Raw genomic sequence first — 19,934 nt, 5'->3', positions numbered from 1 at the left:
CGAGCTTTCGGAGCGACCGGACGAGCTTTCGGGCGGATGCGATGGATCAGGTGAGATCACCGGGCGCGGGCGCCCCGACGACCCGGGACCGGGGTCTGGGGCGCATCAGGGCGCTCACCCTCTGGTGGGCGTCGCCGCGAGGGCCCTCGCGGCCGGAATCGGGGTGCCGCTGGCGAACAACTCGGCCGCCGACGGAACGAGCGGTACGACAAACACGAACTCCTCGACGGACGGCTCGGCCAGCGGGTCCACCGATGACGATTTCCTGCGGGCTCCCGACACGGCGCCGCAGCAGGGCTCCGACCAGGCCGCGGCTCCGGCCAGCAGTTCGGCGTACGTTCCGGTGCGTCGGCTGCACCGGCGACTGGAGGTGATCCCCGGCCGTGGTGCCTGCCGGCACCCGGACGGTGCGGTGGGATTCGCGCGCAGCGCGCTGCGGACGTTCGCGACGGACGTCGACCGGCATGCGACCGACCATCCCTGCCGGGGAGTGGGACACCCGGCGGTCCTGCCGGTGCCGAACGCCCCGCGCCTCCAGGTCCGATGAGCGCGCCAGGGGTGTCGGGGAAGCCGCGTGCGTGGGGGAAGGCGAGGATGTCGAGGACGCGAAGGTCGGCGAGGCGGGAGCTCGCGCGGGCTCTCGGCGAGGACGCGATGGCGCTCCACGTGGACCCGATCGCCTGCGTGGCACACGGTCTGTGCGCCGAACTCCTCCCTGAGGCCGTCACGCTCGACGAGTGGGGTTACCCGATCGTGGACGAGCGACTGCTCACCGAGGAGGAGGTACGCCATGCCCGGCGGGCGGCGGCCGGGTGCCCGACCCTGGCTCGGCGACTCGAGCGGATCGCCGCCGTCCCGGCCGAGCCGCCACCACCCTAGGGCCCGCTTCGAACCCCGCCCCAACGTGTCAGGGTGGACCCACCGGGGTAGAACACCCGCGCTTTGCGATCAAGCGACCCCGACCGCAAGGAGGACCCGTGCGCACAGAGGAAGAGGTCTCCGCCGAGCTCGCGGAGGTTCGGACCCGTCGGCAGGAGTTCTATCCCAGCAAGGAGGAGCCGCTGGCCAAGGACATGCCCGAGCCGGCTGAGTTCTGGCCGGGAGCCCCCGGCGGGGAGATCACCGAACTGCTGGAGCGCGAGGCGAAGCTCGTACTCGAGCGCGTCGAGATCCGGCGCGCCGGCGGCGGGTCCGGCGGGGCGTCACCGGCCGAGACCGACGAGGAGGAGGCCGCCGCCCGGCGCATCCTCCAGCGCATCGAGGACGGCCGGAAGACCTGAGGGTCAGCCCGGGCGGCTGTCCGGCACGCTCGTATCGACCTCCCCAGCCTCCGGAGGTGAATGATCGGCCTGCGAACTGCACTGGCTTCGACCCGGTCGGGGTTCGACCGGGTGCGGGACCGGATCCCGGCGGCCCGCCCGGCCGGGCGCGGTCATCGTTCCACCATGGCCGCCCAGTCCGCGAAGGCCGCCCTCGCCGGCATCCTCGCGTGGCTCGTCGCGGGCTGGTGGCTGGACTCACCACTTGCGGTCATCGCACCCTGGGTGGCGATCGTCACCGTACAGACGACCGTCTACCGCTCCGTTCGCGACGGGCTGTGGCAGCTCGGCGCCATGGCGATCGGCACCGTGGTGGCCACCGGCGTACATGTCTTCGTGCCGAACACGCTGGCGGCCATGTGCCTCGTGCTCCCGGCGACGCTGGCGCTGACCTTGTGGCGGCGGGTGGGCGACCAGGGCGTCTACAGCGCCACGACGGCGTTGTTCGTACTGGTGTACGGCACGGTGTCGTTCGGCGCGGTGGTCGACCGGCTGCGGGAGGCAGCGATCGGGGCGGTGATCGGCGTGGTCGTCAACGCGGTGATTCTCCCGCCCGTCTATCACCGTCGCGGCCTGGAGGCGACGCAGGCGGTGAGCTGGGAGGCGGGCGAAATCCTCCGGTCGATCGCGGACGGCCTGCGGTCGGGTGTCGACCGGGACGCCGTACTCCGGTGGGACGAACGAGGGCGTGAGCTGACCCGGATGGCCGACCGCGCCCGCACCCTCAGCGGATGGAGCGCCGAGAGCCGCCGGTGGAACCCTCGGTACGAACCCGTCCGTCGGCAGTCGGCCGGCCCTGACCCGGAGGAGGTCGCCGGGGTGGTGAGCCGGGTGGTCGGTTCGGTGAACGGCCTGGTGAGGGTTCTGTTGGAGGGGACCGACGAGGCGTTCCGGAGCCAGTTGCCCGGCCCCGAAAGCGCCGGGCCGTACGCCGACCTGTGCGACCGGCTGGCCCAGGCCTGCCAAACGTACTCTGACCACGTGGCCGGGCGCTGCACCGACGAGGACCGGGCAGGCTACGCCGAGGCCCTCAGCGTCGCGGGCTCGCTGAGTGCGGAGCTGCAGGCCGACCTCGACGCCCGCTCCGCCGCGGACCCGTCGGCGCTCGGCATGTTCCTGCTGGAGGTCAAACGGCTGCTCATCGGCCTGCCGTCGGCGGAGGAGATCTGTCCGTCGGCACGGGGCCGCCTGGAGGCCGAGCCCACCGGGTCGCTCGACGCGTAGCCCGGCCGATCAGTCGACGCGTAGCCCCGCCTGGTTGTCGCCGTCGTCGAGGTAGGTCCCGTCGCCGTGGGTCACGAGGCCTCCGCCATCCCCGGTGTCCCCGCCGAACGTCAGGACCTCGTTGACGACTCCGCCCACCTGGTTGCGGTAGTTGATCACGAGGGTGCCGACGCCGACGTAGACGCCGAGCACCTCGAACCGCAGGTCGGGAATGCGGGCCAGGCCTTCGGTCCAGTACGCCCGCAGGGCCTCCTTGCCACGGATGACTCCATCACCGCCGAGCAGCCGCGCGGCGACCGGCGAGGTGAACACCACGTCGTCGGCGAAGTGCTCCAGGAGGGTGTCGAGGTCGTGGGCGTTCCAGGCGCGGACCCACCGGTCGGCGAAGGCCCGGGCGTCTTCGTGGCGCATCGGGCCATCATGGCCGACGAACGCGCGGGCGGCAGCGGGGATCTCACCGGCCGGGATCGCCGGCCAGCCGCAGGGACGTCTCCAGGAACATCGCGTGTACGAAGGCCTGCGGGAGGTTCCCGCGCAGCTGCCGCTGGCGTACGTCGTACTCCTCGGCGAACAGTCCCGGCGGCCCGCACGCCGCACGGTTGCGCTCGAACCAGCGGACGGCCTGATCGATCCGCCCCTGGTGCCAGTGGGCCAGCGCCAGCTCGAAGCCACAGAGCAGGAACGCGCCCTCGTCCTCCCCGAGTGGTACGTCGTCTTCGGGCGCGAACCGGTAGGCGTAGCCGTCCTGGGTGAGCTCCTTCTCCACGGCGGCGATCGTCGCGCGTACCCGCGGGTCGTCGCGGGGGAGTGCTCCCCGCACCGGCGGCAGCAGCAGGGCCGCGTCGGTGCCGTCGTGACGCGGGCTGCGCCGCCACGCCTGGTCCGGTCGCGTACAGCGTCTCGAGGTCTCTCGCAGGATGGTGTCGGCCAGGTCGGACAGCCGGTCCGCCTCGCCGCGGGTGACGACGCCGGCGGCCGCCCGCAGCCCGGCGACGCAGGCGAGCCGGGAGTGCGTCCACCAGTCGTCGCGCAACTCCCAGATCCCGGCGTCCGGCCTGTCCCAGCGGCGTTCGATCACGTCCACGGCGAGGTACAGCGCGCGCCTCGCGTCGTCGTCGAGCCGGTCGTGGTGAGCCGCGACCGTCAGCAGCTGGAGGATCTCGCCGAACGCGTCGAGCTGGAACTGACCGTTCACCCAGTTGCCCACGATGTCCGCGCCGCCGGGGTAACCGGGAAGGTGGAGCTTCCGCTCGCGGGGGATGGCCGAGCCGTCGGTCCGGTAGCCGGGGGCGAGCCGGTCACCGTGTTCGAGCAGGCGGGCGGTGGTCACCTTCACCGCGTCGTCGAGCAGGGGGTGCGGCCCGTCGACGCCGACCGCGATCCCGGCGTAGCACTGGTCGCGGATCCACGCGTAGCGGTAGTCGTAGTTGCGGCCGGCCTCGGCCCGCTCGGGGAGTCCGAGCGTGGCGGCCGCGACCATGGCGCCGGTCCCGGTGGTCAGCCCGCGCAGGAGGGCGTACGCGTGGCGGGTGTCGCGCGGTGCCACCGAGTTCGCGAACTCCGGCACCGTCGCGCGCCACTCCTCCTCGGTACGCGCCCACGCCTGGTCCGGATCGACGGGTTCGGGGAGCTCGTGGTCGCTGATCTCCAGGACCAGGTTGCGGTGGTCACCTCCGGGCACGGTGAGCTCCAGCTCCAGCCGTCCGTCCTCGTCCGGCTGGGCGGCCGGAGCCCCCGTCCAGCGGATCCACAGCGGCCCGGTCCGAGCCGTCCACCGGCCGTCGATCGTACGCCGGACGTCGCGCATGGGTTCCTGGCCGAAGCGGGCGCGCAGGTCGAGCACGACCCGGACCCGGGCGGTGCCCTCCGGGGACTCGACCCGGCGGAGGACGACGGCCCGGTGCGGGTCACCGGGGACGGCGAGCGCGTCCCGGCACTCCACGATCCCGGCGGTGGTGACCCAGCGGTTGCGCCACACGAGGGAGCCCGGCTCGTAGTGGCCGCCCCAGACATGGCGTTCGGTCGGGGTGACGGCATAGACGCCGCCACCGCCGACCAGGCCGGACAGGACCGCCTCGTCGTCCCATCGGGGCGCGCACAGCCACGTGAGCTCTCCGTGAGGCCCGCACAGCGCACCCCGCTCACCGTCGGCGATCAGTGCGTACTCGCGGAGCACGGTGGGCGGGAAGTCGTTCGTCAAGGGCGACGTTTGCATAGGCGCAACTATTTCGCGGATACTTGGCGGATGGGCTCAGGGGATGCCGGCCACGGTGACAGCAACGTCGAAGCCGACCAGGGCGGCGTGGCCGAGGGGGACGCCCAAGCCGGCGAACGGCTCGGGTGGGAGGACGACCCCGCCGACTCAGCCGACCTGGCCGAGCGCGACCGGCAGGTCGACTCCGTGCTGCGGGCCGCGCGGGTGTGGGTGGCGGTGGTGGCGCGTTCGGTCGCCGAGGTCGGGGACTCGGTGACGCTCAGCCAACTCCGGGTGCTGGTGGTCATCGCCACCCGCGGCCCGGTCAATCTGGGTGCCGTCGCCCGTGAACTCCGCGTCCACCCGTCCAACGCGACCCGCATCTGCGACCGGCTGGTGGCGGCGAGGTTGCTGCGGCGCGACGAGGACCCGAACGACCGGCGGCACCTCGCGCTCACCCTCACCCCGAAGGGCCGGCGGCTGGTCGACCAGATGATGCGGCACCGGCGGGCCGCGGTCGCCGAGGTCGTGGCGCGCATGCCGGAGGTCCAGCGCCGGCGCCTGGCCGGCGCGCTGGACGCGTTCGCGTCGGCGGCGGGTGAGGTCACGGACGTGGAGACCTCGATGCTGGGGTGGCAGGAGAGCTGATCCCCTGGCCGGGCTCTCCTGGCCCGCCGGCCGAGGCGTCGTTCGCCTGCTGGGCCTGGCCGGCCCTCCGCGCAGCATGCAGGCCGGCGAACGCCATCGCCGAGGCGATCGCCGTCTCGGTCAGCGCGAGCCGTCGCCGCCGGCGGTCGACCGCTGCCAGGCCCACCATGCTGAGCGCGTGCAGGGCGTCGACACCTGCGCCGAGGCGGTAGGCGGACGGGGAGGCGAGCGCGGTGGCGGCACCGGCCTGGACTGTGTGGCGTACGCCGAGTACCCGGGCAGCGAAGCGTTCGTGCCGGTCCAGCGGGCGGCCCGCCAGGTGCCGGGACACGAAGTCGGGGACCGTCGCCTCCGCCGTGCCGTACGTGAACCGGACCGCGCTCAGTGCCGTCACCGCGCCCAGTGCGGTGGCCGCCTTCTTCGCCGACCTCGCGCACAGGCCACCGACGGCACTGACCGCGTTCCCGGTGTTGCCCGTGGTGCCGACGGTTGCGGCGTTCCCGGCGTTCCCGGCGTTCGTCGCGTTCACCGGCGGACGACCTTCGCCGCCAGGGCGGCGAGCCCCGCGAGCCCACCGGCCGCCCCGGCCGCCGACAGCCTCGGATGGTGCGACGCCCACTGCTGCATGCTCTGCCCGGTCGCCCGCGTGCCGAACGGCCCGTGCGCGCCGAAGTCCTGTCCATCGGCGCCATCGGCGGGCTCCCACAGGTTGACCGGCTGGTCGGGGTCGCGGGGCTGGTCGGTCTGCTGGGAGCCGAAGCCGGTACGCCCGAGGTAGCGGTCGAGTACGCCGGGCGCCACGGCGTTCGCGATCAGCGTGGCCACCGTGCTGCCGCCCACCCAGTACTCGCGGCGGCGTGGGTGGTCCGCGGCGTACACGACACCGCGCGCGGCGACCTCCGGCTGGTAGATCGGGGGGACGGGCTGGGCACGGCGGGGGAGCCGCGACAGCACCCAGGTGAACTGCGGGGTGTTGACCGCCGGCAGCTGCACCATCGTCACGTGCACGTTGCTGCGCTCGTGCAGGAGTTCGCAGCGCAGCGACTCGTTGAAGCCCTGGATGGCGTGCTTGGCGCCGCAGTACGCCGACTGCAGGGGGATTCCCCGGTAGGCCAGCGCGGACCCGACCTGGACGATGGTGCCCGCGTCACGGTCACGCATCCGCCGCAGCGCCGCCATGGTGCCGTAGACGTAGCCGAGGTAGGTGACCTCCGTGACCCGCCGGAACTCGTCGGCCCCGATCTGGTGGAACGGTGCGAACACCGAGGTGAAGGCGACGTTGACCCACACGTCGATCGGGCCGAGCTCGTCCTCGATCCGGGCGGCGGCCGCCTCCACCTGGTCCGCGTCGGCGACGTCGACGGGGATCGGCAGCGCCCGCCCGCCGGCCTCGCCGACCTCGCGGGCGGCACCGGCCAGCCCGGTGTCGCCACGCGCGAGCAGCGCCACCTTCGCTCCGCGCGCACCGAACGCCTTGGCGGTGGCGCGCCCGACCCCGGCGCTCGCGCCGGTGACCACGACGACCTGAGGACTCATGCGTCCCTCTATACCTGCAATCGTTGCGTTGACGCAAATGATCGTTTGTCCGGTGACTCTCCTACCCCTGGCTCACTCCCGTAACCGGGGACATTCCAGTAGCCAGAGCACCCGCTCGGCCTGCCGCTCCGGTGTACCCGGCGGGTTGCGGCGTACCGACGGGCCGCCCGGCAACAAGGTGTACAACCACAGGGCCGCGGCCAGCCGCCTGCTCTGCAGGAAACGCTCCCGGTCCACGTCGAACCGGGTCCAGAACCCGTCCCAGTCGGTTCCCTGCGCGGAGAGGTGCTCGACGAGGGAGGCGAGCTCGTACGACACGTCGGAGCGGCCGGCGTCCTCGAAGTCCACGATCCGCACCCGCTTGCCGTCCCACAGGTAGTTGGCGAGGTTCGGGTCGCCGTGGCCGAGCACCTTCGCCGCTCCACCCGGCAGCCGGACGTCGACCAGCCACTCGCGTACGGCGTCGACGGCCCGGCCGAGCGGCCCCGGCGGGCGGGAGGCGCGCGCGAACCGCGTCCGGGCCACCGACAGCGCCTCGCGCGGTGCGAACCGGCGCCGGGGCATGGACCCGACCGGCACCGACCACAGGATTCGCAGCGCGGCTTCCAGGCCGTCGAGTTCCGGGCCGGTGAGCGCGCCGCCGAGAGGACGGCCGGGCAGTTCACCCACTGTCAGACTCGGAACGCTGGCCTCCAGGTCGGCCGCCAGCGGGGCGGGCGCCAGGTCGACGGTGTGAGCGTGCAGCAACCGCAACGCCGACCACTCGCGCAGGTGCTCGCCCCGGTCCCAGGAGCGGTACCGCTTGTGCACCACCCCGCCGAGAATGGACAGCTCGTGGGTCTGGGTGACCGTCTCGCCGGCGGCGCCGGTTCGCCGAGCCGTCGAGGACCTGGTCGAAGACACTGTGGTGGACATCGAAGGGATACCCCGCGGGCTCAGCCGGCACCGTTGGCGGGCGCGTCGCCGGTGCTGCCGTCTCCGGCGCGTCGGCTGCACACCGACTCGGTGACCCGGGCGGCGGCGGAGGACTGCACCCTGGCGTTGGTCGGGAGCACCAGGTCGTCCCCGGCCGTCCCGGCGTAGCAGTAGTCGCGAAGATCCACGAAGCCTCATCTCGTTCTTGGCAGGGGTTGAGGTCCCGTCGGCCATAGCAGATCGCGAACCATCGGCGGAGGAATGCCGAGGCCGCCTGTCGTTCGTGCGGAATAGATAGTGACATCTCCGTCCGTTTGTTACGAGGACATCGGCAAAATAACTCACGACCCGCGGGCGCGGAATTTCTTGATCTTGAAAGTCGTCGGAGATCTGCGCCGACACGTGTCCGAACTCCGGGTCGGCTTTCCTGATATGCGTACACTGCTGCCCGAGGAAATTATGAGGATCGGTGTTCTGAGTCAGTGGTTCGATCCCGAACCAGGTCCGGCGAGCCTTCCCGGTGTGCTTGCACGAGGTCTCGCAGCGCGGGGTCATGACGTTCAGGTCGTGACCGGCTTCCCCAATTATCCCGACGGTCGTGTCGCCGCGGGATACCGAATCCGCCGGCGCTTCGACGAAACATTAGAGAATGTCCACGTCAGGCGCGTCGCGCTGTACCCGAGTCATGATTCGTCGGCGATTCGGCGCACACTGACCTACGGCTCGTTCGCCGCCTCGGCCCTGCTGTCCGGGGTCGAACGACTGCGGGGGATGGATGCCGTGTGGGTCGGCAACTCACCGGTCACGGTGGCGGCGCCGATGTGGTGGATCCGGTATCGCTACCGGATACCCATCTTGTTGCATGTTCTCGACCTGTGGCCGGACACCGTCGCCGCGAGTGGGTTCATGAGCAACGGTAAGTTCCGCGCGGTCGAAGGGACCCTGAATTCCTGGTGCGGACGCATGTACCGCTCCGCGAGCAGCGTCGCCTACATCTCTCCCGGAGTGGGCCGGCTCCTGCAGGACAGAGGCGTACCGGCGGACAAGCTCACCTACGTTCCGCTGTGGGCCGAGGAGCACCTCACCCGCCGTCCGGTGGAGAGTATGCGAGCCGAACTCGGCCTGGACGAGCGCCACCTCGTGCTCGTGTACGCCGGGACGCTCGGCGGAGCACAGGGACTGGAGTCGCTCGTCGACGCCTGCGCGAAAGTGGACGATCCCAACTTCTGCTGCCTGGTCGCGGGGTCGGGAGTATCCGAAGCTGATCTCCGCCGGCGGGCTCGAGACGTCGGAGCCACCAACGTCCGCTTTCTCGGCCGGGTCCCGAAGGAGCGCATGCCGGCGTTGATGGCGACCGGAGACATTCACTACGTGAGCCTTCGTCCGTCCGCGATGGCCGCATACACCATGCCGAGCAAGGTGCAGGCGACACTGGCCGCCGGCAAGGCCATGCTCGTCGCCGCCGACGGAGACGTCGCGTCCGTGGCGCGTGAGAGTGGAGCCGGAATCGCGGTCGGGTCGGCCGACACCGCGCTGGTGCTGGAGGGGATCCGGCAGGCGGCGATTCTCGGACGGAGAAACCTGCGGCTTCTCGGCGAGCGCGGCCGCGACTACTACTACCGGACCTTCTCCGCGGCGACGGGGGTGGGACGCGTGGAGAGCGCCCTGCGGAAGATCGCACGACAGGAGGTATCCCATGCCGGCTGATCCGGCAGCAGACATGGCCGGTGCGGTCATCGCGATCACCGGCGGGACTGGCTCCTTCGGAGCGACGATGGTCGAACGGCTGTTGTCCAGGGACGCGCGCGCCGTGCACGTGCTGAGTCGGGACGAGGCCAAGCAGGACGCCATGCGGCGACGCTTCGCCGACGATCGGCTGAAGCTCTTCCTGGGCGACGTGCGGGATCCGCGAAGTGTCGGGGAAGCAGTGTCCGGCACCGACTACGTCTTCCACGCGGCGGCCCTCAAGCAGGTGCCCTCGTGTGAGTTCTTCCCGCAGCAGGCGGTGAGCACCAACGTGCTCGGCAGCCGGAACGTCATCGAGGCCGCCGCGGCAGCAGGAGTGCGGTCGGTGGTCTGCCTCAGTACGGACAAGGCGGTTTACCCGATCAACGCCATGGGCATGTCCAAGGCTCTGATGGAGAAGACCGCTCAAGCTTTCGCAAGGAACAACCCCGGATCCGCGACGGTCGTCTCGGTGACCCGGTACGGCAACGTGATGTACTCCCGCGGTTCGGTCATCCCGCTGTTCGTGGATCAGCTACGCGCGGGCCGGCCGTTGACGATCACCGAGCCGACGATGACGCGGTTCATGATGACGCTCACGGAGTCGGTGGAGTTGGTGGAACACGCGTTCGTCCACGCCGAGCCCGGAGACCTCTTCGTACGCAAGGCATCGGCCTGCACCGTCGAGGTGCTGGCACGCGCCCTGGCGAAGCTTCTCGGCTACGGCGAGCCGGAGATCAAGGTGCTGGGACCTCGTCACGGGGAGAAGCTCCACGAGACCCTGCTCAGCAGGGAGGAGATGGTGCGCGTCAGCGACCAGGGCGACTACTTCCGTGTACCGCTGGACACACGGTCCCTCGACTACGAGGTCTACTTCGACCAGGGCGCACCGGAGGCCGCAGTCGTGGAGGACTACTCCTCGGACAACGCCGAGCGAATGGATGTCGAGCAGGCCATGGCTCTCCTCGCGACCATCCCGGAGATCCGGTCGATGACGGAACGGATCCCGCTGTGAAGGTCGTCGTCACGGGTGGGAACGGATTTCTGGGCTGGCACCTTCGGGTCCGCCTGCATGCGCTCACCGACCACCAGGTCGTCTCGATCGGCCACGCCGAGTGGGACCGGCTTGATGCAGAACTCAAGGACGCCGACGCACTGGTACATCTCGCGGGCGTCAACCGGGGTACGGACGAGCAGGTCGAGCAGGGTAACGTCGCGCTGGCGCAGATGGTCGGCCGGGCGGTCCGTGACAGCGGACAGTTGTCGCGCGTGATCTTCGCCAACTCCGTCCACGCCGGCGCCGACACACCCTACGGACGGGGCAAGGCACAGGCCGGAATCCTGCTGGCGGACAGTGCGACGACTCGCGGAGCCCGGTTCGTCGACGCCGTCCTGCCCAACCTGTTCGGGGAGCACGGCCGCCCGGCATACAACTCCTTCGTCGCGACCTTCGTTCGTGCTCTGGTGGACGAGAGGCTCCCGACCATCGACGACCGGCCGGTGGAGTTGCTCCATGCCCAGCGCGCTTCGGCGGACCTCATCGACGCGCTGGACCCGGAGCACCCGGAGATGGTCCGGCCGCGAGGTGAGGACACGTCGGTCGCCCAGGTGTGGGAATTGCTTCGCGGAATGCACCACCTGTACAGGGGTGGTGAGTTACCTCCGCTGACGACGCAACATGAAGTTGACTTGTTCAACACACTTCGCGCGGCCATGTTTCCACAAACCTATCCGATGCGGCCGACCTCCCACCACGACGAGCGCGGAAGCCTGGTCGAGTGCGTACGATCACACGGCGGCACCGGGCAGAGCTTCGTGTCCACCAGCATGCCCGGCGTGACGAGGGGAGACCACTTCCATCTGGGCAAGATCGAGAGGTTCCTCGTCGTCCGCGGCCAGGCGCTGATCAATCTCCGCCGGCTCTTTCACCCGGAGCCGATCTCGTTCGCGGTGTCCGCCGATGCGCCCGCGATGGTCGACATGCCGACGATGTGGGCACACAACATCGTCAACACCGGTCCGGGCGAGCTCGTCACGTTCTTCTGGACCCACACGTTGCACGACCCGATCGAGCCGGACACCTACGCCGAGCGGGTCCGGCCGCAACTCGGGAGCCCGGGGTGAGCTACCCGGACGTCCGGGAGGATGCGGCCATCCACCCGGACGTGCAGGTCCTGCAGCCAGAAGACGTGGCCGCGGTCGCCCGTCTGCACGTTCGGTCGTTCACCCGGTTCTTCCTGACCTGTCTCGGTGAGCGTTTCCTCAGGGAGTTCTACCGAGCTTTCGTGGAGGATCCCGCCGCGGTGACGGTCGTGGCTCGAGACGCGACCGGCAGAGTCGTCGGGGCGGTGGTCGGGTCGGTGGCGCCCGACCAGTTCTTCCGCCGCATGCTTCGCAGGCAACTGATTCCTCTGCTGGTGGCCAGTCTGTTGGCAGCGCTCCGGCGTCCGACCACGGTGGCGCGCCTCCTCCGCGGGCTGTGCTATCGAGGTGGGGTCCCGTTCAGGGTGCGGGGAGCGCTGCTGAGTTCCATCTGTGTCGATCCCGTCCTGGAGGCTTCCGGCATCGGTCGCCGACTGCTGGAGGCCTGGTGGTCTGCCGTACGGGCCCGTGGTGTCACCGACGCCTACCTGAGCACCGACGCCGAAAGGAACGGCCGGGTCAACCGCTTCTACCAACGGGCCGGCTGGGAGTTGCTGGGCAGTTATCGCGTGGCCGGAGGACGCCGGATGAACTGCTACCGGATCTCGGCGCCGCCAGGCTGAGAATCCTCTTTCCGACCACGGTTCCGCCCGGAGAAGCCGTGCGATTCCTCGTCGGGATTGGGATTCTCTCAGATCGCCCGGTCTGGCGGCCGAGCTCACGTTCATCGGCTTAACTGGCCACCGAGGGTCGTGTCCTGCGAGGAACTCACGATGACGCGGCCGGATACGGGGGGTATCAGGGTGAAGCGTGGGGTGAGGATTCTTGCCCGCCGGCCGGTCGTACTCGCCGGCCTTGACGGTGCTGCCTGGTTGCTTTCGATGGTCACGTTCGCCGCTCTTCGAATGGACATCGCCAGTGGTCCTGTCCCGTGGGGCGGAGTGATCACTCTCGGGCTGTCGGCGACCGTGTTGCACGCAGGCTTCGGCTGGGTGGTGCGTCTGCACCAGGGACGCGCGATGATGGGCAGCTTCGAGGAGATGCTCCTACTCGGCGGCGTGACCGGATCCGTCGGGATCGTCATCGTGATCGCCGACGCGGTCGCCGCCCAACCGCTCGTCCCGAGGACGGTTCCGGTCGCGGCCTCGTTCATGACGTTCGCCCTGGTGGCCTGGTGGCGTGCCGGGTGGCGGCGGATCCGGGAGCTCGGAGGCCGAAACCAGCCCGACACCGGGAGCACCCCCGTCCTGATCTTCGGTGCCGGGGACGGTGGATGCCAGTTGGTGAACTCGATGATGCGGGACCCCCGGCGGACCTGGCGACCGGTCGGCCTGTTGGACGATGATTCGCACAAGCGATACCGGCGGCTGCGCGGCGTTCCGGTGATGGGTACTTTCGACGACCTCGCCGACGTGGTCGCGCAGACCGGTTGTCGCACGTTGGTGGTGGCGATCCCCAGCGCCGGTGGGGAACTGATGCGTACGGTCGAGAGTCGCGCGGCGGCCCTCCACCTGGACCTCAAGGTGCTGCCCGGTGTCGCCGAACTGCTCAACGGCCAGGTGGCGGTCTCGGACCTGCGCAGTCTGGAGGTGGGCGATCTGCTCGGCCGCCACCAGATCGACACCGACGTCGGTGCGGTTGCGGGCTACCTCACCGGCCGGAGGGTTCTGGTGACCGGGGCAGGCGGTTCGATCGGTTCGGAACTGTGCAGACAGATCCATCGCTACGCGCCGGCCCAGCTGATCATGCTGGACCGCGACGAGTCCGCTCTGCACGCCGTCCAGTTGTCCATCCAGGGCAGGGCGATGCTGGACACACCGGACGTCGTTCTGGCCGACATCAGGGACACCCAGCAGATCCTCGAGATCATGGAGAAGCGACGTCCGGAGGTGGTGTTCCACGCCGCGGCGCTCAAACACCTTCCCATGCTGGAGCAGTACCCCGCCGAGGCGGTCAAGACCAACGTGTGGGGAACGCTCGCGGTTCTCGACGCGGCGAAGGCTGCCGGCGTACGCCGTTTCGTCAACATCTCGACCGACAAGGCCGCGAATCCGGTCAGTGTGCTCGGCTACTCGAAACGGATCGCCGAGGGGCTCACGGCCGCCGCCGCGATGGACACAGGTGAGACCTTTCTCAGTGTCCGGTTCGGCAACGTGCTGGGGAGCAGAGGGTCGGTGCTCACCGCGTTCACCGCCCAGATCGAGGCCGGCGGTCCGGTGACGGTGACCGATCCGGATGTCACGCGTTACTTCATGACCGTCCAGGAAGCCGTGCAGTTGGTGATTCAGGCGGCGGCGATCGGCGAGGCGGGGGAAGCGCTCGTCCTCGACATGGGCGCGCCCGTTCGTATCGACGATGTCGCCCGGCGGTTGATCGGGATGTCCGGTCGGCGGATCGAGATCGTCTACACCGGACTGCGGCAGGGCGAGAAGGTGCACGAGGAGCTGTTCGGCGACGGCGAACCAGACCGTCGGCCTGTTCATCCGCTTGTCTCCCACATCGCGGTACCCGCCGTGGAGCCGGCCACCGTCCAGGCCATCGACCTGTGGAGCGGCCCTGGGCAGGTGGTGGAGACACTGCGGGAGACCTGCGAGAAGATGAGTGCCGGCGTGAGCACGCGCTCGGTGCCCTGGGTCAGCCGGTGAGCGCCGCGCGTACGGTCTGAGCCAGGATGCCCGGGGGTGAGGCGACGACGAGCAGCACCGCCGCGACGCCCAGGTCGAGTCAGTCGTATGAGCAGTTCCGCTCGGGATCAGCGCAGGACGTCGCGAACCGTCTCGATCACCCGGTCGACATCCTCGTCGGTCATTCCGGAGTACAGCGGGATGCTCACCACCCGCTCGAAAACGCTGCTGGCGACCGGGAACATCTCATCCCGAAGGTCGTACTGTTCTCGCCAGTACGAATGCATGTGCAACGGAATGAAATGGACGCTGCAGCACACCCCGCGACGCGACATCTCCGCGATGAACTCGTTTCGCCCGAGCTCGGCGTCGTCCCAGAGCCGGACGACGAACAGATGCCACGAATGAATGTCACCGGCCGGGGCCTCCTCCGGCAGATCGAGCGGAAGATCGGTGAAAGCGGTCCGGTAACGTTCGGCGATCTGCTCGCGTCGCAGGTGCATCTTCTCCGCGCGGTCGAGTTGAACCAGCCCCATCGCGGCCGCGGTGTCGGTGAGGTTGTACTTGTATCCCGCCGCCGCGATGTTGTAGCGCCAGGCGGGACGGTCGCTGCGATACCTGTCGAAGGCGTTGCGGTCGATGCCGTGCAACCTGGTCATTCGAACGTGCTTCGCCAGGTCGAGGTCTCGGGTGACCAGCATTCCGCCCTCGCCCGTCGTGATCGTCTTCGTCGCGTAGAAGCTGAAGACGGTCGCCGTACTGTGCCCCGCACCGACGGGTACGCCCTCGCTCGCACTGGGAAACGCGTGAGCCGCGTCCTCGACGACGTGCAGGTGATGCCGGACGGCGAACTCGTGAAGCCGGGACGGTGATACCGCCCTGCCCGCGAAGTGGACCGGAAGGACGGCTCGCGTGCGTTCGGTGACCTTGCGCTCGGCGTCGGCCAGATCGATGTTGAGGGTCACCGGGTCACTGTCGACGAATACGGGCCTGGCACCCAGGTGGACGACGATCTCGGCGGTCGCGGTGAACGTCCACGTCGGTACGAGAACCTCGGCGCCGGGGCCGATTCCGGCGGCCTCCAGCGCCAGGTGCAACCCGGCGGTCGCGGAGTTCAGCGCGACCGCCTGCGCACCGTCGCCACACAGAGCGGCGAACCGGCGCTCGAATTCCTCGACCCTGGGCCCGCTGGACAACCAGCCGGACCTCAGCGCGTCCGAGACGGCCTGGATCTCCTCCTCGCCGATGTCCGGTAGCGCGAAGGGGAGAGTGTGATCGGCCATGCCAGCCCCCACGAGGCGTTGTGAGCGAATACGGTGAAGAGGTTACGGTCCATATATGCAATTCCCCTTCGGAATATGGCTACCACCCACGTAGGCCGAAAGTTGTCCGAACTCAACTGTTCTCCTCTTTGGGACGCATGTTACGAAAATCTCACTCTGCTGTGAGCCGTCGGCCAAGTCCCGACAAGAATGCCGCTGATGTCCGTAATATGGAGCAAGTACCGGTTGGGCGCGCCCGGATTTGCCCACAGTTCGGAGCCGTCGGACCCGCGGCGGGTAGGGAGTCGCACGTGAAGGTCATGACGGTTGTGGGAACGCGACCGGAGATCATTCGGCTTTCCCGGGTTATTCCGCGCCTGGACTCCGCGGTAGGTCACGTGCTCGTCCATACCGGCCAGAACTACGCCTACACGCTGTCGGACATCTTCTTCGACGAGCTCCGGCTACGACGACCGGACCACTATCTCGGGGTCGACACCTCGACGCTCGGCCGGATGCTGGGTGACACCCTGATCAAGGTCGAGGAGACAATCGTTGCCGAGCGGCCCGATGCCCTGTTGGTTCTCGGCGACACCAACAGCTCGATTGCGGCGCTCATGGCGAAGCGACTGCGGATACCGGTCTTCCACATGGAGGCCGGAAACCGGTGCTTCGACGAGAACGTGCCCGAGGAGACCAACCGTCGACTCATCGACCACATCGCCGACTTCAATCTGGTCTACACCGAGCACGCGCGGCGCAACCTCCTCGCCGAGGGCATCCACCCCCGACGTGTCCTCCTCACAGGTTCCCCGATGAAGGAGGTCCTCGACCACTACCGTCCGCAGATCGATGCGTCGACGGTGCTCGATCGCCTCTCCGTGGCAAGCGGGGAGTACCTCCTGGTGAGCGCCCACCGCGAGGAGAACGTCGACGACCCGCAGCGGCTGCGGGGACTTCTCGAGTGCATCACCGACCTTCGTGATCGATGGGCGCTGCCTGTGATCGTGTCCACCCATCCGCGGACGAGGAAGCGGATCGAGGCGCTCGACGGCTGGTCGTCACCGGACCGGGTCAACTTCTGCGAACCCTTTGGTTTCTTCGACTACGTCAAGCTGCAGCTGGCGGCGTTCTGCGTCGTGTCCGACTCGGGAACGATCTCCGAGGAGGCGTCGATCCTGGGGTTCCCCGCGGTCACCCTGCGCACCTCGGTCGAACGGCCCGAGGCGCTGGACGCCGGCACCATCGTGACAGCGGGGATCGACCCGCTCACCGTGGTGGCTGCCGTGGAGTTGGTGACGTCGGGATCGCGAAACCGTGCGCCGAGCATCGCCACGCCGGAGTACCTCGTCGTCGACTGCGCAGAGCGAACGGTCCGCTTCATCCTCGGTACGGCCCACGCCTACCGGGAGATCACCGGTATCCGGGACGGAGCCGGTGGCCATCTCCGATAGCGCCGTCTCCGGTAGCGCCCGCTTCGCCGCTACCGGAGACAGAGGGGAAAGAATTTCCTCGGGTTCCCGGGGAAGGCCGAACTAGTCACCTCTTTCACTTCACCCCGGTCATTTCTTGCTGCGGCGGCCTCCGCCGACAACGTCGAGGGCGTGGCCCCCGGGCGAGGGCACCTTCGCGTGTGGAGAGGGAGATCGGCCGGTGATCGCCGGAGTCCGGCGCTGATACCCGTAGCCGTAGCCGTACGACTCGGCGGTGCCGCGTTGCGGGCACCGGTTGAGCACTGTGCCGACCAGTCGGGCATGGACGGAGTTGAGGCGCTCGACCGAGCCGCGTACCTGATCTCGGGTGGTCATGCCGAACCTCACGACCAGCAGCGCACCGTGGGCCTGTGCGGCGAGGAGCGCGCCGTCGGTCACCGGCAGCAGCGGGGGACTGTCGATGAGGACGACATCGAAGCTGCGCCGCAGCTCGTCGACCACACCGGCCATCGCTTTCGACTGGAGCAGTTCGGCTGGGTCGGGTGGAAGCTGGCCGCTGGTGAGGACGGACAGACCAGGCGTTCCCCACTCCTGCAGGGCGGTGCTCAAAGCGACCCGGCCGATGAGGACGGTGGTCAGGCCGATGGCGGGTTCGAGTCCGAGGTACTCGGCGATTCTGGGCCGACGCAGGTCGCCCTCGACCAGGACCACCCGCTTGCCTGCCTGGGCCAGCGTGATGGCCAGATTGCAGGCGGTCGAGGTCTTACCTTCATCAGGGACCGAGCTGGTGAGAACGAAGACCTTGCTCGGTTGGTCCACGTTGGTGAACTGCAGGTTGGTCCGGAGTACGCGGAACGCCTCGACCCGCGGCGCGCTCGCGTCGAGGTCGGTGATGATGCGTCGTTTGCCGGCCCGGTGGTCGAACGGCATCGAGGACAGGTTGGGCGCACCTACGAGTTGGGTCAGGTCGTCCGCGCGGCGAATCGAGGTGTCCAGACTGTCGCGCAGGGCCGCCATGCCGATTCCCAGCAGCAACCCGAGGACGGCGCCGATGCCGAGGTTGCGGATCGGCCGTGGCTCCACCGGGTTCCTCGGGGTCTCGGGCGGGCCAAGGACGCTCGCCTTGATCGGTGGCTGCTTCTTGCCCGGCGCTGTCTCCAACTGCTGTACGAACGACGTGAACTCAGCGGCCACCGCCATCGCGAGGCGTTGTGCCCGCCGCGGGCTGGCGTCGATGACCGTGATCCGGAGGATGACGGTGTTCGGCGCCACCTCGGCCTTGATCTGCCGACTCAGTGCGGCCCGGCTCTCGTCGAGGTCGAGTCGGTCGACCACCCGCTGGGCGATCTCGGGTCCTGTCACTATGTCCGCGTACGACGCCACCCGCTGCTCGGAGAGCAGACTGCCCTGGTAGGCATCGACGGTGTCCCCGGACTGCGCGGAGACGAACAGCCGGACGGTCGAGGCGTACTTCGGCGTCATCTGCACCGTTGCGGCGGCGGAGGCGGCGATCGCCAGCAGCACTACGGTGGCGATCAGACGCCACCGGCGTCGCAGAACCTTGAGGTAGTCGCGAAGCTCCACGAAGACAGTCCGTTCTCTCTGTAGCGGGTGGGGCTGGTCTCTACTCCCGGCGCTGGGGGTCGGGCAGGTCAGCCTGCCCGAAGTGTTGCCATGCACGTACTAGGCGTAACCTCGCTTACCTCGACGGGTCTCCGGGGAGGCACCGACGGCCCCGATCGGTCCGGACGGACTGGGAGCGACCAAGGCCCTGACCGTGCCGGCGAGGATCTTCAGGTCGCCGAGGAACGACCGGGTGTCGACGTAGGCCGCGTACATCTGCACCTTCCGCGGAAGGACCACCGAGACGTAGTGCTCCTCCGGGTCGGCGGCCAGGGCGAGCTCGGCCGACTCGTTCCGATAGGTGATCGACGCCGGGTCGGTGATGCCCGGCCGCACCGACAGGATGTGGTCGCGCACGGCCGCCGGCCAGTGCGCGACGTACTTGCGGAGTTCCGGCCGCGGCCCGACCAGGCTCATGGTGCCGGTCAGAACGTCGTAGAGCTGCGGCAACTCGTCGAGTTTGGTGGCCCGGAGGATGCGGCCGAGGCGGGTGATTCGCGGGTCTCGATCGGAGGTCACACTGACGCCGGGGGCGTTGCGCATGGTGCGGAACTTGTGGATCAGGAACGCCCGGCCCGCCCGGCCCACCCGTTCCTGCCGGAACAACACTGGTCCGCCGTCGAGCAGGCTCACGGTCGCTATCGCCACGAAGACCGGCGAGAGGACGACGAGGAGGATGGCGGCGACGAGGACGTCGAAGAGCCGTTTCGTCATCGCATGATCTTTCTCACGGCATCGAGGACCTGCTCGATATCGGCCTCGGTCTTTCTGGAGAGCAACAGCGGGCACGGAAGTGTGCAGTCGGGCATGACCGCCTCGAATTGATCAATCGATCATTATTAGTACAGACAGCCTATCTTCCTTAGTCGCCGAATGCCGTTATACGCAGATCTGGTGTCGTGCATCCTTCCTGGTAGCTTAAGCGCTTCTGAGCGGGTATTCCCGATTACGCCACACCACACCCGCCCCCGGGGGACAGTTCCGCTGCACGTGGCGCGTACTCACAGGTTCTGGGCGGTGAGGACGATGAACAACACGATCACCGCCTCGCTGATGATCCAGGAGTTGTTGTTCATCCAGTCCCGCACACGCGGTAGCAGGTGGCGGCCGCGCTCGCCCAGCGCCAGCACACACAGGGCCGGCAACAGAACCAGGGGCGCGACGATCCGGGCGCCGAGACACCAACGAGGTCCCGCACGAAGCTCGCCGCGAGGTAGGCGATCGTGCACACCGCGAGGATGGACAGCGCCGCACCGGCCACGTAGGCGAGCGAGCACCGGCCCCACCGC

21 protein-coding genes are annotated in these 19,934 nt (G+C 69.0%); 11 read left to right on the top strand and 10 right to left on the bottom strand.

The features are described from left to right. Positions 1–124 precede the first annotated feature (124 nt). The 4 genes from BLU27_RS22370 (at position 125) to BLU27_RS22355 (ending at position 2,543) form a co-directional block, all read left to right on the top strand. On the top strand, positions 125–547 hold the full coding sequence (locus BLU27_RS22370) for an NADH-ubiquinone oxidoreductase-F iron-sulfur binding region domain-containing protein (RefSeq protein ID WP_092655639.1): 423 nt from the start codon (positions 125–127) through the stop codon (positions 545–547). A 47-nt stretch (positions 548–594) separates the two neighbouring features. Beyond that, on the top strand, positions 595–879 hold the full coding sequence (locus BLU27_RS22365) for a ferredoxin (protein WP_241827574.1): 285 nt from the start codon (positions 595–597) through the stop codon (positions 877–879). Between the two features lie 98 nt (positions 880–977). Beyond that, positions 978–1,280 carry a hypothetical protein gene (locus BLU27_RS22360; RefSeq protein WP_092655637.1) on the top strand — a complete coding sequence of 101 codons (303 nt, stop codon included), beginning with the start codon at positions 978–980 and terminating at the stop codon, positions 1,278–1,280. 165 nt (positions 1,281–1,445) lie between these two features. After that, on the top strand, positions 1,446–2,543 hold the full coding sequence (locus tag BLU27_RS22355) for an FUSC family protein (protein WP_157728758.1): 1,098 nt from the start codon (positions 1,446–1,448) through the stop codon (positions 2,541–2,543). Positions 2,544–2,552: 9 nt separating this feature from the next. Here BLU27_RS22355 and BLU27_RS22350 read toward each other — a convergent pair whose 3' ends face one another. Both BLU27_RS22350 and BLU27_RS22345 read right to left on the bottom strand, forming a co-directional pair. After that, positions 2,553–2,954, bottom strand: a complete 402-nt coding sequence (locus tag BLU27_RS22350; RefSeq protein ID WP_092655635.1) for a nuclear transport factor 2 family protein — start codon at positions 2,952–2,954, stop codon at positions 2,553–2,555. Positions 2,955–2,997: 43 nt separating this feature from the next. Then, positions 2,998–4,758, bottom strand: coding sequence for a glycoside hydrolase family 15 protein (locus BLU27_RS22345; protein WP_092655634.1), 1,761 nt, complete (start codon positions 4,756–4,758; stop codon positions 2,998–3,000). Positions 4,759–4,788: 30 nt separating this feature from the next. On the opposite strand from BLU27_RS22345, the gene BLU27_RS22340 reads away from it, so the two are divergent. Beyond that, entirely contained in the window at positions 4,789–5,385 is a 597-nt protein-coding gene (locus BLU27_RS22340; RefSeq protein ID WP_092655633.1) for a MarR family winged helix-turn-helix transcriptional regulator, read from the top strand. Here BLU27_RS22340 and BLU27_RS22335 read toward each other — a convergent pair. From BLU27_RS22335 to BLU27_RS29290, 4 genes are all read right to left on the bottom strand, one after another. After that, a complete protein-coding gene (locus tag BLU27_RS22335; protein ID WP_092655632.1) occupies positions 5,342–5,914 on the bottom strand; it encodes a hypothetical protein in 573 nt (190 codons plus the stop codon). The genes BLU27_RS22340 and BLU27_RS22335 overlap by 44 nt on opposite strands. Beyond that, on the bottom strand, positions 5,911–6,921 hold the full coding sequence (locus BLU27_RS22330) for an SDR family oxidoreductase (RefSeq protein ID WP_092655631.1): 1,011 nt from the start codon (positions 6,919–6,921) through the stop codon (positions 5,911–5,913). The genes BLU27_RS22335 and BLU27_RS22330 overlap by 4 nt, the downstream gene beginning before the upstream one ends. A gap of 72 nt (positions 6,922–6,993) precedes the next feature. After that, positions 6,994–7,836, bottom strand: coding sequence for a phosphotransferase family protein (locus BLU27_RS29295; RefSeq protein ID WP_157728757.1), 843 nt, complete (start codon positions 7,834–7,836; stop codon positions 6,994–6,996). A gap of 20 nt (positions 7,837–7,856) precedes the next feature. Then, on the bottom strand, positions 7,857–8,024 hold the full coding sequence (locus BLU27_RS29290; RefSeq protein WP_157728756.1) for a hypothetical protein: 168 nt from the start codon (positions 8,022–8,024) through the stop codon (positions 7,857–7,859). Between the two features lie 244 nt (positions 8,025–8,268). Between BLU27_RS29290 and BLU27_RS22320 the strand changes: the two genes are divergently transcribed. The 5 genes from BLU27_RS22320 to BLU27_RS22300 all read left to right on the top strand — a co-directional run bounded on the left by BLU27_RS22320 (position 8,269) and on the right by BLU27_RS22300 (position 14,348). After that, positions 8,269–9,543, top strand: coding sequence for a glycosyltransferase family 4 protein (locus BLU27_RS22320; protein ID WP_338417609.1), 1,275 nt, complete (start codon positions 8,269–8,271; stop codon positions 9,541–9,543). Further along, positions 9,533–10,576, top strand: coding sequence for a polysaccharide biosynthesis protein (locus tag BLU27_RS22315; RefSeq protein ID WP_092655629.1), 1,044 nt, complete (start codon positions 9,533–9,535; stop codon positions 10,574–10,576). The genes BLU27_RS22320 and BLU27_RS22315 overlap by 11 nt, the downstream gene beginning before the upstream one ends. Then, the gene (locus BLU27_RS22310) at positions 10,573–11,685 is read left to right on the top strand and encodes a polysaccharide biosynthesis C-terminal domain-containing protein (RefSeq protein WP_092655628.1); all 1,113 of its coding nucleotides are present in this window, start codon (positions 10,573–10,575) and stop codon (positions 11,683–11,685) included. Before BLU27_RS22315 ends, BLU27_RS22310 begins: the two co-directional genes overlap by 4 nt. Further along, complete coding sequence (locus BLU27_RS22305; protein WP_157728755.1) at positions 11,682–12,326, top strand: GNAT family N-acetyltransferase; 645 nt, start codon at positions 11,682–11,684, stop codon at positions 12,324–12,326. The genes BLU27_RS22310 and BLU27_RS22305 overlap by 4 nt, the downstream gene beginning before the upstream one ends. Before the next feature lie 192 nt (positions 12,327–12,518). After that, a complete protein-coding gene (locus BLU27_RS22300) occupies positions 12,519–14,348 on the top strand; it encodes a nucleoside-diphosphate sugar epimerase/dehydratase (protein WP_197681526.1) in 1,830 nt (609 codons plus the stop codon). A gap of 107 nt (positions 14,349–14,455) precedes the next feature. Here BLU27_RS22300 and BLU27_RS22295 read toward each other — a convergent pair whose 3' ends face one another. Further along, the gene (locus BLU27_RS22295) at positions 14,456–15,610 is read right to left on the bottom strand and encodes a DegT/DnrJ/EryC1/StrS family aminotransferase (protein WP_092655625.1); all 1,155 of its coding nucleotides are present in this window, start codon (positions 15,608–15,610) and stop codon (positions 14,456–14,458) included. Positions 15,611–15,909: 299 nt separating this feature from the next. Here BLU27_RS22295 and wecB point away from each other — a divergent pair, with 299 nt between their 5' ends. Further along, on the top strand, positions 15,910–17,043 hold the full coding sequence (wecB, locus tag BLU27_RS22290; protein WP_241828046.1) for a non-hydrolyzing UDP-N-acetylglucosamine 2-epimerase: 1,134 nt from the start codon (positions 15,910–15,912) through the stop codon (positions 17,041–17,043). Positions 17,044–17,151: 108 nt separating this feature from the next. Here wecB and BLU27_RS22285 read toward each other — a convergent pair whose 3' ends face one another. The 3 genes from BLU27_RS22285 to BLU27_RS22275 all read right to left on the bottom strand — a co-directional run bounded on the left by BLU27_RS22285 (position 17,152) and on the right by BLU27_RS22275 (position 19,874). Then, positions 17,152–18,606, bottom strand: a complete 1,455-nt coding sequence (locus BLU27_RS22285) for a tyrosine-protein kinase domain-containing protein (protein ID WP_092655623.1) — start codon at positions 18,604–18,606, stop codon at positions 17,152–17,154. Positions 18,607–18,705: 99 nt separating this feature from the next. Further along, entirely contained in the window at positions 18,706–19,359 is a 654-nt protein-coding gene (locus BLU27_RS22280; protein ID WP_092655622.1) for a sugar transferase, read from the bottom strand. Positions 19,360–19,646: 287 nt separating this feature from the next. Beyond that, positions 19,647–19,874, bottom strand: a complete 228-nt coding sequence (locus BLU27_RS22275) for a hypothetical protein (protein ID WP_197681524.1) — start codon at positions 19,872–19,874, stop codon at positions 19,647–19,649. Positions 19,875–19,934: the final 60 nt, after the last annotated feature.

Source organism: Actinopolymorpha singaporensis (assembly GCF_900104745.1).
GTDB lineage: Bacteria > Actinomycetota > Actinomycetes > Propionibacteriales > Actinopolymorphaceae > Actinopolymorpha > Actinopolymorpha singaporensis.
Note: the sequence above shows the minus strand (reverse complement) of the source record. Positions and strands in the feature narration are given on the sequence as shown.